Here is a 14,050-nt window from a genome sequence, read left to right on the forward strand (position 1 = left end):
CCCTTTTTTTATTGTATTGTAAAAGTTGATTAGTTCTTCTTCAGATCTACTTTCACACTCACATTTTCTTTGCCATCCAGGTACATAGAAAACTGCTTGGCTACGTCTTCAGACAGTTCTTGTCCATTAATGATGATCTTGCCATCTTTTACTTCTACAGAAACATTATCATCAGAAGTTAATCCGGCATTTTTCAATTCTTTGATCAATCCTTCTACATTGATGGCTTCTCCGTTAACGGTCATTGAAGCGCTGTTATCTCCGTCAGTAGCTTTGATCTCAATTCTTTTTTCTACGATCTGCTTGTCTACATCTGCACCATGTAATTGTGCGAGTGTAGGAGCGATCACCAATGAAACGATTGACATCAATTTGATCAGGATGTTCATAGATGGACCTGAAGTATCTTTAAAAGGATCACCTACGGTATCACCTGTTACAGAAGCTTTGTGTGGTTCAGATTTTTTGTAGTACATCTCACCATTGATCTCAACTCCTTTTTCAAATGATTTCTTGGCATTATCCCAAGCACCACCGGCATTGTTCTGGAACATACCCATCAGTACACCACTTACAGTAGCACCTGCCAGGAATCCACCCAATGCTTCAGCGCCCAATAAGAAGCCAATGATCAAAGGAGAAACGATCGCGATCGCACCAGGCAGCATCATTTTCTTGATCGATGCTTCTGTAGAAATCGCTACGCATTTATCGTACTCAGGTTTTCCTGTTCCTTCCATGATACCCGGAATAGAACGGAACTGACGACGCACTTCTTCCACCATCGACATGGCTGCTTGTCCAACCGCACGAATCGCCAAAGAAGAGAAGATGAAAGGAATCATTGCACCTACAAATAATGAGGCCAATACTTTCGCTTTATAAATATCGATACCATTGATGCCTGCAACACCCACAAACGCTGCGAACAATGCCAATGCTGTCAGTGCAGCAGAAGCGATCGCAAACCCTTTACCGGTAGCAGCAGTGGTATTACCTACAGCATCCAATACATCTGTTTTTTCACGTACTTCTTTTGGTAATTCGCTCATTTCAGCGATACCACCTGCGTTATCAGCGATCGGACCAAATGCGTCGATTGCCAATTGCATAGCAGTGGTAGCCATCATACCTGCTGCAGCGATCGCTACACCATATAAACCGGCACACTCATAAGATCCCCAGATACCACCTGCCAATACCAAAATCGGTAAGAAAGTAGATTCCATACCCACAGCCAAACCTCCGATCACGTTGGTAGCATGTCCGGTAGATGATTGACGAATAATAGACATTACCGGACGCTTACCCATTGCAGTGTAATATTCAGTAATGATACTCATCAAAGTACCTACGGCCAGACCTACCACGATCGCACCAAGTACGCCATCGCGCGTGAATTCCAATCCACGAAGGGTCATGGTTTCAGGCAAAATATAATATACCAGACCTGCACAAGCAGCGGCAGTTAAAATAATAGAACCCCAGTTACCCATGTTCAGGGCTTTCTGTACGTTCGCAGTGTTGATACCTGCAGCATCACTCACGCGAACAAACCAGGTACCTACGATCGAGAACAGGATACCTACACCTGCGATCAGCATTGGTAACAGGATAGGAGCATATCCCCCAAAATTATCTGAGGAAACGGTCTCTTGTCCGAGTACCATGGTTGCCAATACGGTTGCTACATAAGAACCAAACAGATCGGCACCCATACCTGCAACGTCACCCACATTATCACCTACGTTATCGGCGATGGTGGCCGGGTTACGAGGATCATCTTCAGGGATACCTGCTTCTACTTTACCTACAAGGTCAGCACCTACGTCAGCAGCTTTGGTATAGATACCACCACCTACACGGGCAAACAATGCGATTGATTCAGCACCAAGAGAGAACCCGGTCAGTACTTCAATGGTTTGGAGCATTTCAGCAGAGTTTGCTGCAGCTTCCGGAGCAAATACCTGCTTTAAGATCAGGTAAACTCCACCCAGACCTAATACAGCCAATCCGGCAACACCCAATCCCATTACGGCACCGCCTGTAAAGGATACATTCAGGGCTTTTGACAGACTGGTTCTTGCTGCCTGAGCAGTACGAACATTGGCTTTGGTAGCCACTTTCATACCAATATATCCGGCAACAGCACTACAAACAGCTCCCAACACAAAAGCCAATGAGATCGACCAGTGTGAATGAGGATTGCTCTTGGCCATTACACCCAATAACAAGGCTACGATCGCAACAAAATAGGTCAGTATCTTCCACTCCGCTTTCAAGAATGCCATGGCACCTTCTGCGATATAGGTACTGATCTCTTTCATACGGTCATTACCCGCATCCTGCTTCGAAACCCAATTAAACTTCAAAAATGTGTACAGGAGACCTACAACTCCCATCGCCGGAACGGCATAAAACAAGATTTTGTCCATAATACAGTGTGTCTGGTAAGTTTATGTTAATTGAAAGTCTGCAAAAATAGGGGGAAAAGGCTAAAAACAACGGTTAGTAGCCTATGTGTTGACAATATATCAAGTCAATCCTGACTTATTCCTCCAATTCTGTGCTGTCTGTCCTTCCGGTGAAGGCTGAGGATAGGGCTTTCGCCTTGTAAATGTTACGATTATAACGATTGCCCAATACGATGATAGTGGCCGAATCTTTAATATATCGGGTGAAAACAGTATTGTTACCATGCCACCAGCCATTGTGGTATACAATGTCCTCAGTAGGGGAATTCAACAAACGCCATCCCAATCCATAATTATGAAACGATTTGGTCTCAAAACTATAAGGTTGATAGGCAAGCTCTTGTGAGGCTTTGCTAACATAAGCACCTTCGTACAGCGCTCTGTCCCATAATAATATGTCTCTTACCGTTGAGTAAACATTTTTATCGCCATAAATGCAGTCAAGCTTCTCGATTCCGTATGGGACATTATTGTATTTATACGAAGGGATATAATTTCCGGTATCGGCTATATTAAAAACATAAGAGTCATTCATGCCCAATGGAATGAATAAACTATCCCTCATATAAGTAGGATAAGATTGTCCGGTCACTTTTTCAATGATCAAAGCGAGTAGTGCATAGTTGGTATTGCTATACCTGAATGCACGGTCGGGAGCGAAGAGTGGGGCCGGACGATGTTTTATCATATAATCCAATACATCCTGATTGGTCAGTAATCCCGGCTTTAGTGGCGGCATTTTGATCGTGCGTGTTCTTCTTACCCAACGACCTTTTTTGTTTTTTACACGATAGGTCTCCACTTTGCGGTCGACCATGAAATACATATAATTATTTAAGCCACTGCGGTGATTCAGTAATAATTGTACAGTGATATTTTGGTAAGGAAATCCCGGAAAGAATTCATCCACTGTATCATCCAATTGCAACTTACCCTGTTCACGTAATTTTAGAATGGCCATGCCGGTGAAAGTCTTGGACACCGATGCCAAATGAAAGGGTGTATTGGGAGTGATGGGATCCTTGGTTTTAAAATTGCTAAAGCCACGATAATCTTCAAATAATATCTCTCCATTTTTGGCTACGAGGATACTTCCGTTGAAACCACGGTTAGCCAACATTTGCTGATACTGTTTTTCAATCTCAGCAGCATACAATGCTTTTGTAGCAGAAGGAATAGCATTAAACGAACTGCCACTCACTGCTGAATCAGTTGCTGCCGGCTGAGCATTGCATGCTTGCAGCAATCCCATCAAAATTGCGATACCAAAGACTCTTACGATCATCTGTTAGTTTTTCTTCGCGGCGAAAATAAAGAACAATGTGTTAGTGAAATGGTTAAAACGAGAAAGATTATCCAGAAAATAAAAACATTATTTTCGTTTTATGAGCAAGCAGGCAACAACCAGTTATCCGAAAGAGCGGATCAATATTTTGTTTCTGGAAAACATCAGTGATAAAGCTGTACAATATTTCAAACAGCAAGGCTATGCCAACGTTAAAAAAATAGCCGGTGCATTGAGTGAAGAAGAACTGATTAAAGAAGTAAAAGATGTTCATCTGATTGGCATCCGTTCCAAAACACAGATCACACCGAAAGTACTGGAAGCTGCAAAAAAATTACAAGCCATTGGTTGCTTTTGTATCGGGGTGAATCAAGTAGATCTGAAAGCAGCCACAAGAAAAGGAGTGGTCGTATTCAATGCGCCATACAGTAATACCCGAAGTGTAGCTGAATTGGTGATAGGTATTTCAGTGATGCTCATCCGAAAGATTTCCGATAAAAATATCGCCGCGCATAAGGGCATCTGGATGAAAGATGCCAAGGGTAGTTATGAACTGCGTGGTAAAACCATGGGTATTATCGGATATGGAAATATCGGCTCTCAGGTAAGTGTATTGTGTGAAGCTTTGGGCATGAAAGTATTGTTCTATGATACCGAAACCAAACTTCCATTAGGGAATGCAGTAGCAGCAAAAAACATGAAAGAAGTATTGAGTAACAGTGATATTGTTTCTCTGCATGTTCCTGAAACGCCTCAAACCAAAAACCTCATCAATAAAAATAATATCAAACTCTTTAAAAAGGGAGCGATCTTATTGAACTATGCAAGGGGAGAGGTCGTTGATCTGAAAGCATTAAGTGAAGCCATCAAAGAAGGGATGATCGGTGGCGCAGGCATTGATGTGTATCCCTGGGAACCGGAAAAAAATGGAGATCATTTTGAAACACCACTTCAAGGCTTACCCAATGTTATACTCACACCACATATCGGTGGATCCACAGAAGAGGCGCAACAAAATATTGGAGAAGATGTCAGCGTGAAATTATTCCAATACCTCGAACGTGGCATCACCAATGGATCACACACAGTACCGGCGATCGGCTTACCACCGGTAGATGGTGCTCATCGCATCCTTCATATTCACAAAAATGTTCCGGGTGTATTGAGTGCGATCAATACCGCTTTATCCAAAAACAATATCAACATTGTCGGACAATACCTCAAAACCAATGAAGAGATCGGATACGTAGTATTAGATGTAGACAAAAAACTTTCTAAAAGAGCGGTTGAGTTGTTGAAAGAAGTGAAAGAGACGATTAAGGTAAGAATGCTGTATTGATATCAGATGTCAGATTTTATATCTGCCATCTGATATCTGACATCCTACAGTGTCTTCAATATTTTTCTTCCTCTGCTTTTAAACGCAGGAATTTCATGTTCCCAGTTCTCTTCGATGATAAGTTTTAATTCTTGTTTGATCTCAGGATAATATTTGGAAAGATGATAAAGAACCGTCATTGAAAAAGCTTTGATAGCTGCGGGTGTTGTTGGACTTTCTAAGAACTGAAAGCAACTGTTCATTACTTCTCCATGATACTCTTCAGGTATATCAAGTTCTTCTAATACCCTAACTGCATTTCTAATCACTGCCGGATGTACTGTATCATCCTGTAAACGCTTTACTAATTCGCCGATATATGGTTGAATCATTGCAGGATTCTTTCTGGCAGCCCAACTCACACTCCATGCTGCTCGCTGAGACAAGCGATAGTCTGGATCCATATAACAATGCATCAATTCTTTGAACTTTTTTTTATTTTGAATAGCATAAGTTGCTATTCGAAGTGCATGTTCTCTGGAATGTTCGGCTAATATGGCTTCCCGAATATTCATGTGATTGCATGATTGTTTTAGGAGAGCAATTTTTTTATTTTTTGTATCTCTTCCGCATTGGTAAAATCTCTGCTGAAATCTTCAGGCATATCCGGATTCATGTATTCACTCAAGGAAGGGATCAAGATGCGTGCAGAAGTGTGAAACTCAACAGCACCGGTATACGCTCGCATCTCTGCAATATTATTGCTATTGATGCCACTACCGGGCATAATGATGATACGTCCATCAGCCTGTTCAACCAATTGTTTGATCAGTACTTTTCCATCCGGAGCTTTGGGTTGTTGTCCGCTGGTGAGAATTCTTGTACAACCACATTGAATGATCGTCTCCAATGCTTGTAATGGATCTTTACAGCGATCAAAAGCACGGTGAAAAGTGACATCCAGCGGATAAGCCAACTCAGTCAAACGAGCGGTATTATCTGCGTCAATGGTGCCATCTTTTTTCAATAATCCAACAACCACGCCTTCAAATCCCAATTCTTTACACAACAGAATATCTTTTCGGATGATCTCCAATTCTTCTTCACTATGATAATAATCTCCGCCACGCGGACGAATCATCGGGAATACGGGGATGGATATTTTTTCACGCGTTGTTTTCAAATAACCGTAAGATGGCGTAGTGCCACCATTGGCATAGTTCTCACATAATTCAATTCTATCTGCACCCGCATTGGCAGCTTCGATGGCTGTAGCAGTATTGAATACGCATATCTCTAATGGTAATGACATAGATCAGATCAGTGGTTTTGCATCAACTAAGAAATTTTTATCGTCGGCATGACAAACAGCAAAGTTGAATCCTTTCTGTAAAGCATAACCGCCATACTCACCTGATTTACTGATCGCAATAAATCCAGCCTGAATGGCTTTTGCTTTATCGATGCCTTTTACTTTCAGCAATCTTTCCATGGCTTTTTTACAAGCTGTTTCCGGATCCATACCCTGTCGCATCAACTCAACAATGGTATGTGCACCACAAATGCGTATGATGTCTTCACCTTGTCCCGTAGCCACCGCAGCACCTACTTCATTGTCTACAAATAATCCTGCACCAATGATCGGAGAGTCGCCAATACGTCCGCGCATTTTAAAACCCATACCGCTGGTGGTACAACTACCACTCAGATTGCCTTTTGCATCCAGTGCGATCATACCGATGGTATCATGATTCCAATCACCGTTCTCCAGTTTGGTCGGAACAAATGCTTCTTGTCTTTTTGAATTTTCAATATTGATCACCGGTTTGTATTCGCTTTTTTTCAGCCAATTCTGATAAGCTCTTTTTGCATCTTCAGATAATTCACCAGACTCTAAAGGAAAGCCTTCTGCAACTGCAAATTGTTGTGCACCGGAGCCTGCCAGCATTACATGGGGTGTTTTTTCCATCACACGTCTAGCTACTGAGATCGGGTGTTTTATTTTTTCTAAAAACAAGACGCTACCACAATTGAAATTTTCATCCATGATACAGGCATCTAAGGTCACATAACCATCTCGATCCGGATTCGCACCCAATCCCACACAACAGTTTAATGATGCTTCTGTAACACGAACACCTTGCTCTACAGCATCCAACGCACGTCCACCATTGCGAAGAATTTGCCAGGCCGCTTTATTGGCCGCAATACCGGCATCCCAGGTAGATAATACCAATGGTTTTTGTGCGGTCATTCTTCCGCGAAATGAAGAGAAGGTAAGGGCGGATAATCCTAAAGACCCTAGCTGAAGAAAATGTCGACGATGCAGCATGATGATTTGTTTCGTCGAATGTAGGAAGAAATGTCAGATTCGTGAATTGTGAATGGTGAATTGTGAATAGTAAAAATATTGTATACAACCCATTGACCATTGACCATTCACAATTCACGAATAGACAGTTTCCGAATCATCTCATCACTCAAAGCATCACTGTAAGCTCCATACGCATTGATCAGTGTTCCTTTCAGGGTTTGATCAAGTGATTCGATGACGTATAAGATACTGGAGTTGGAAGGATCGGTATCTCCTTCAAATCGATGATGCGCAACGATCGTGAATTGTGAGGGGAGTAGGCAAATGCCTGTACTGGCACACTTGATCTGATCAAAGGCAAGATTGAAATCCGTGGTATACCCTTTTGCTGCCAAATCATTGATGGCAGTAGATAATGAATCATAATATATCATATACATCTTTTAGGTGACAATTTCAATATTGACTTCAAACCGCTTTTGGTACGCAATAAAGTGCTTTGTGTGACTTTATGACCTGTTGAATTACAACTAAACATTCATATGATACTCTTATTTGTAGCTTAAACTTATTAAAACTTGTTTATGAAAAAAATACATGTTTTATTTCTGCTTATCGTATTGATTTTCAGTTATAAGATTCAAGCGCAAGATGCTCAAACCACAAAACTGATGGTTAAATATGAATTCATCTATGTTATAGATTCAACCATGCCGGAGAAACCGAATACCTATGAAGGTCTATTGATCATCGGTAATGGCACTAGTTTCTTCGGAGAAAGAGCTGCAATGCGTAGTGAGCTTTATGTAAAAAATCAACGAGAAAGTAATCCTACGATGTCAACATCCATGACGCTTTTTTATGGAGCGCCTGTTTATTTTTTTAGGAATCTTCCTGCCGGTAAATTTTCTTCTGTTGCCAAGTTGAGAGGGAATACTTATTTATTGAATGAAAATATTACAACACCGGATTGGAAAATCAGTCCTGAAACAAAAGAGATCAAAGGATATACTTGTCAAAAGGCCACCACAGAATTTAAAGGTAGATTTTATGAAGTCTGGTTTTGTCCGAAAGTACCTTATCCATATGGACCATGGAAATTAGGGGGGCTGCCGGGATTGATACTCGAAGCCTCAGACTCAAAAAAAGAAATCGTTTTTAATTTTAAATCTATGCAGGATACTGCTGCATTTGCGATCGAATTACCGGAGAACACGATTCCGACGACCACAAAAGAACTCAATAAAGCGATCGAAGCCTATCAAATCAGTTTGGGGAGCCCGTCCGCTGGAAAAACAATGATATCACAAAGTGAAGGACAATCGGCTGCTTCTACTAGAAGACGTATGTACAACAATCCGATCGAAATAGAAAAATATTGAGTCGTATTCATCTTGCTGTCTATGCACAAAAGCCTGTTACTTTTTTCATTCATCTTATTAACTGCGTTGCAAATTCATGCGCAAGTTGAAGTAAGTGGTACAGTTAAAGATTCTACGGGAAAAGTACTGGCAGGAGCTACGATAGCTTTAATTCAGCAACGAACGGGTATTGTATTGGCTTTTACTCTCACGAATGAGTTTGGTTTTTATCAGTTAAAATCTGATGAATCTATTGGTAAAGATACTTTGTTGTTACAAGCTGGTTCCGTGGGGTATCTGCGGCAAGAAGTCAACCTGCGATCAAATAAACAACTAACAGATTTTATTCTTGTCCGATCATCTGCACGTTTACCTGATGTGGTTGTCCAGAATTCAAAAAATTTGATCGGTAGAAGAGGGGATACCCTGAACTATTCGGTTTCAGCATTCATGTCTGTTCAAGATCGTGTTATTGGCGATGTTATCAAAAGATTGCCCGGCGTTGAAATGGATGATAATGGAAAAATAAAGTACCAAGGGAAAGAGATCAATCGTTTTTACATTGATGGAGACAATCTACTTGATGGAAAATATAATATTGCGTCGAATGGAATACCCGTTCAAATGGTCGATAAAATACAGGTATATGAAAATCATCAACCAATTAAATCGTTACAAAATGCTGAAATAAGTGATAAGCCTGCATTGAATATTTCATTAAAAGACAAAGCCAAACTTAAATTAACAGGCTCCGGCGATATGGCATTCGGTGTTCCAGATGCCTATCAAGGTACAGCCAATCTGTTGTTGTTTAAAAAGAAGCTCAAGTTCATGAATTACTATAAACTGAATAATACAGGGTTAGATCTTTCAAGTGACCTGATTTCGCATTTCAATGCGGAAACTGAATTTGTACCACTGAACCTTTTACAAATAGCCTCCAATAATCCTCCGTTAGCAAAGAAAAGATACTTGTTGAATCAAACAGGATTGATCAACGCCAATAATCTCTTAAAGCTGTCTGCTGAAGCTGATATCAGAATCAACGTATCGTATCTGTATGACAGACAATTTCAAGAAGTAAATAGTAAGATTGATTATTATTTACCCGGTGATACCATTCAGTTTCAGGAGAGCTATACGAATAAGTTAGCCCAACAATCTTTCAATACGAATTTAGCACTGACAATAAACAAATCTTCTTATTACCTGTCTAATTCACTGCTTCTTGATAGCAAACCTCAACATAATTATGGCAACTTGATTTCTACCGGGAATAGCCGTATTGAGCAACAACTGAGCGGAGCCGTTACTAATTTTTCCAATGAGTTAAGGTGTAATACCGTAATCCATAAAAAGAATATCATTGACTTTTACTCTTTTTTTGGGAAACTTACCAATCCTTTTCTACTTGATGTTTCTCCCGGTTTGTACCAAAGTATTTTTAATCAAGGGAATGATTATGCCGGATTGTTGCAGCGGGCTTCTGTTCCTACTTCATTTGTCCATCATTCCCTTAGTTATCGGCTACCGGGAAAATTTAATCAGTTGTATAAAGTAGGAATGAATACAATGCAACAAGAATTGAATAGTCAGTTGGATATTCGGTATCTTAATGATACACAAAAAAGCCTTGCTGATAGCTTTATCAATCAGATAGACTGGCGATACCGTAAATTGTATGGGCAGATTGATTACCGCTATACACATAATGCTACAAGTATTAATTTATCCATACCCATAGTAAAACATTTCATTGATTTTAATCATCAGATCCTGGATCAAAAGGTTCGTTCACTATTTATTACACCGGTATTGTCAGTAAATATTCGTGGTAAGAAAGAAAAAACAGTAGCAGTTTCTTATAGCTATACCAATGATTGGAAGGGACTACAACATGTATTTGATGGGTATGTTATGCAAACCTATCGGAACTTCAATACGAATTCCGGATCATTGCCTCAACAACAAATGCATGTTACGGCTCTGTCTTATGAAAAAAGGAATACACTCAAGGTTTTCTTCATAAATATCCAAGCAATGTATAGTTTCAATCGAATGAATACCATTGCTGATAATCGCTTCAGTACTATTCTTCAGAAATCCTCACTTGTTCTTTTTGATAATATCACAGAAAGTAGTAGGCTTTCCATGAGCATTAGTAAGCACTTATTTAAGCTAAAAACAACGGTCAGTGCAAAAATCACGATTCAGCAAGATGGGATGAATCAACTGCTGAACGGAGTTTTATTATCCTATCGAAGCCGCATATTGAGTACTGAAGGGAATATGCATATCAAAATCAGTCCAACGATCGATTTTGATTATCGTGGGCAATTTTCATGGGTGACCAATATGCCAACTGATCCGGATGTAAAAGCAGCTGCCGGTGTTCAGAAGCTAAATACTGCCATACAGCAACTTAATATGAATATCTCCCTAAGTAACAGTCTGTTGTTCAAGACCAGAGGAGAATATTATGCTTCTACAGCAACGAGTAGATTCACTAACAGGTTTCTGTTTTGGGATGCAGCCATGGTCTATAAATGGAATCGGCTCAAGACCGATATCGATTTTTCTATCACTAATATAGGAGGTGCTGATCATTATACAATTATATCAGCGGCTGCAAATAATATTGTTGAAAGAAATTATCGTATTCGTCCACGTATGATCCTTGTCAAGTTTCTATTTCATTTTTAATCATGAAATATTGGATAAGCAGGTTTTAAAGGTGAAAGGTAAAGGGTGAATTCAAAAGTCAAAAGTAAAAAGTCAAAAATGAGTACCATTTCATTTTTGACTTTTTACTTTTGACTTTTTATTTTCTAATTTTTATTTTACCCCCCAATTCTACTCTGCTCTTCCGTAGCACTTCCGGAGTTGCGTTTATTGGTTTTGAAGCTTTTACCAAAACGATAATTAAAGCTGATGTTCAGGATACTGTTTTCCCATCTGTTATTAACGGTCGCATCAACTGTTGCATATTTTGTAGTGCCACTGAAACGCATTAGTTTAAATGGATCACGATAGTTCAGACTGATTCGGCCTTTGTTATTCATGACTGCTTTGGATACAGCAACCGTAAACATGCCCATTCCTTTATAGATCATCACCCCATCTACACCCTTGGTATTGTAAAATCCATTGATCTCTGCATCCCATCCTTTACCCAATTTGCTTTGCAATGCGCCACTGAAATTACCTGAGTTCACACTGATATCGATCAGCGAATCATTCACAATACCTTTGAACTGGTTATTGAATAAGTTCGCATTCACACTCACAGTCAGCCATTTTGTAACGGGCTTATAGAAATTGATTGCAATGCCATATTGTTTGCGCGTAGCAATGTTCTTTCTGATTAAAAATGTTTCTTTCGTGGCTTCATTCTGCTCGATCACTTCTGAGATCACACCACTGGTATGAGAATAGTTCAAAGTAGTGGTCAATACACCGGCATATGTGTGTGTTAACTCAATATTATTACTGAACTGTGGCTGTAAACTTGGATTTCCTTTTTGATACGTATACCTGTCTACAATGAATACAAACGGATTCAGGTTGCGATACTGCGGACGCATGATCCTGCGACCAAAATTCGCAGCCAACATATGTTTCTCATTCAGGTTATAACTCAGATATAGGGTAGGGAAGAGCTGTCCGTAATTATTCTTGAACTGAATATTACTGGTCACCTGATCGCCCTTTGCATCCGTGTACTCATAACGAAGTCCGGCCTGCATCGATAATTTTGTACTCAGTGGCGTATTCAGATTCACATAAGCTGCATAAACATTCTCTTTATAAATGAAATAGTTGGAACGCGTAAGATCCTGTACACGATTGCCATTGATGATGCTATCGAAACGAATATTGTTATCACTGTTCACAAAACTCACTTTTGCACCTGCTTCAAATTTTCCTTTGTTTTTCAATGGTTGTGCATAATCCAACTTGGCCGCATATACATCAAATCCTGATGGAAGATATCCCACCAAACTATCTGCTTTACCTGTCAGATTGTTATTGGCATCATACACACTATTGATGAAACGCTGGCGGTGTTTGTCTTTGTATTGAATATAGTCAGCATCAAAACTCAATTCTCTGCCTGCAGAATCGAACTGGTGACGCACGTTCAGGTTGCTGCTGTAATTGGTTACATGGGGTTTCATGTTTGTACCGCCATAAATGGTAGACTGTAAATTGCCCTGTGCATCTGTAAGCTTACTAACGCTGTTGTTGTTGTATTCCATTTTGGTGTCAAAGCCATTCACCGTCAAAGCAGCAGATGTTCTTTTGGAAAAAGTATAATCCATTCCGATTTTACCTGAATGTGAATTACGACTATCAGGCATATATGCGCGCTGATCGAAAGTTCCGGTCAGTAATTTTGTTGTCGGATGAATGAAATTTCTTAAAATGCTGAACTGCTGGTATGCTTCTCTGTAACTGTAGTTATAGTTGCCAAATACATTCAATTTGTTGATACGATAATTCAGATTCGCGCCTACACTGGCTTTGGGATAAACACCTTGTGCATAACTGGTATTGATATTACCGTTGAAGCCTTTGGTTTTGATCTTCTTCGTGCGAATATTGATCACACCGGAATTACCCGATGCATCAAAGCGTGCAGGCGGATTGGTCATGATCTCGATCTGATCCAACTGATTGGCATTCATGCCACGCAACATATTGGCCAGATCTTCGCTGCTCATGTAAGTGGGACGACCATCCAATAAAACGATCACACCTTGCTTTCCTTTCAGACTGATATTACCGTCTCTGTCTACTGATACACCCGGAGATTTCTCCAATACTTCCAACGCAGTATTACCGGCATTAGAAGGTGAAGCGTCTACATTCACCACCATTTTATCCGCCTTCATTTCGAGAAAAGGTTTTTTGCTGGTGACAGTAACTTCACCCAATGAATTGTCTTGTGCCTTTAATGAAACGGCACCCATATTGACTGTACTATTATTTGCAGATACACTGATCGGCGTGGAGTAAAAACGCTCATACCCAACACTGCTTACACTGATGAGGTAGTTGCCAAAAGGGATGTTCTCAAAAGTAAAAACCCCGTTCTTATCCGATACCGCTGCTTTGGCGAGACTGGAATCTTTTTGTTTGAGTAAGGTTACAGAAGCACTTTCGATTGTGCGACCGTTACCTGTTAAAGTACCCGTGATACTGCCTGTTTGTTGCGCAAATGCTAGGTTGGCAGTGGTGGTGATCAAGAGCATCAGGAATGTAAAATACCTTTTCATATGGTGGTTGAGTTTTGCG

At 40.3% G+C, this 14,050-nt stretch carries 10 protein-coding genes; 3 read left to right on the forward strand and 7 right to left on the reverse strand.

Features of this window, described 5'->3' with window-relative positions; genetic code table 11:
• Positions 1-29: 29 nt before the first annotated feature.
• Both ABXG83_RS02475 and ABXG83_RS02480 read right to left on the reverse strand, forming a co-directional pair.
• On the reverse strand, positions 30-2,435 hold the full coding sequence (locus ABXG83_RS02475) for a sodium-translocating pyrophosphatase (RefSeq protein WP_353549909.1): 2,406 nt from the start codon (positions 2,433-2,435) through the stop codon (positions 30-32).
• A 115-nt stretch (positions 2,436-2,550) separates the two neighbouring features.
• The gene (locus ABXG83_RS02480) at positions 2,551-3,759 is read right to left on the reverse strand and encodes a serine hydrolase domain-containing protein (RefSeq protein WP_353549910.1); all 1,209 of its coding nucleotides are present in this window, start codon (positions 3,757-3,759) and stop codon (positions 2,551-2,553) included.
• A 100-nt stretch (positions 3,760-3,859) separates the two neighbouring features.
• Here ABXG83_RS02480 and serA point away from each other — a divergent pair, with 100 nt between their 5' ends.
• Positions 3,860-5,098, forward strand: a complete 1,239-nt coding sequence (gene serA / locus ABXG83_RS02485) for a phosphoglycerate dehydrogenase (protein WP_353549911.1) — start codon at positions 3,860-3,862, stop codon at positions 5,096-5,098.
• A 44-nt stretch (positions 5,099-5,142) separates the two neighbouring features.
• On the opposite strand, the gene ABXG83_RS02490 is transcribed toward serA, so the two are convergent.
• The 4 genes from ABXG83_RS02490 to ABXG83_RS02505 form a co-directional block, all read right to left on the reverse strand.
• Positions 5,143-5,652 (reverse strand): hypothetical protein, encoded by a 510-nt coding sequence (locus tag ABXG83_RS02490; protein ID WP_353549912.1) that lies wholly within the window; start codon positions 5,650-5,652, stop codon positions 5,143-5,145.
• 17 nt (positions 5,653-5,669) lie between these two features.
• Positions 5,670-6,389 carry a copper homeostasis protein CutC gene (locus ABXG83_RS02495; RefSeq protein WP_353549913.1) on the reverse strand — a complete coding sequence of 240 codons (720 nt, stop codon included), beginning with the start codon at positions 6,387-6,389 and terminating at the stop codon, positions 5,670-5,672.
• Between the two features lie 3 nt (positions 6,390-6,392).
• Positions 6,393-7,409, reverse strand: coding sequence for a N(4)-(beta-N-acetylglucosaminyl)-L-asparaginase (locus ABXG83_RS02500; protein ID WP_353549914.1), 1,017 nt, complete (start codon positions 7,407-7,409; stop codon positions 6,393-6,395).
• Between the two features lie 107 nt (positions 7,410-7,516).
• Entirely contained in the window at positions 7,517-7,825 is a 309-nt protein-coding gene (locus tag ABXG83_RS02505) for a phosphoribosylpyrophosphate synthetase (protein ID WP_353549915.1), read from the reverse strand.
• Between the two features lie 150 nt (positions 7,826-7,975).
• Between ABXG83_RS02505 and ABXG83_RS02510 the strand changes: the two genes are divergently transcribed.
• Positions 7,976-8,773: a GLPGLI family protein gene (locus ABXG83_RS02510; RefSeq protein ID WP_353549916.1), complete on the forward strand. Its 798-nt coding sequence runs from the start codon at positions 7,976-7,978 to the stop codon at positions 8,771-8,773.
• Between the two features lie 21 nt (positions 8,774-8,794).
• The gene (locus tag ABXG83_RS02515; protein ID WP_353549917.1) at positions 8,795-11,455 is read left to right on the forward strand and encodes a carboxypeptidase-like regulatory domain-containing protein; all 2,661 of its coding nucleotides are present in this window, start codon (positions 8,795-8,797) and stop codon (positions 11,453-11,455) included.
• A gap of 137 nt (positions 11,456-11,592) precedes the next feature.
• On the opposite strand, the gene ABXG83_RS02520 is transcribed toward ABXG83_RS02515, so the two are convergent.
• Complete coding sequence (locus ABXG83_RS02520; protein WP_353549918.1) at positions 11,593-14,031, reverse strand: TonB-dependent receptor; 2,439 nt, start codon at positions 14,029-14,031, stop codon at positions 11,593-11,595.
• Positions 14,032-14,050: the final 19 nt, after the last annotated feature.

The organism is Sediminibacterium sp. KACHI17 (assembly GCF_040362915.1).
Classification (GTDB): Bacteria; Bacteroidota; Bacteroidia; order Chitinophagales; family Chitinophagaceae; genus Sediminibacterium.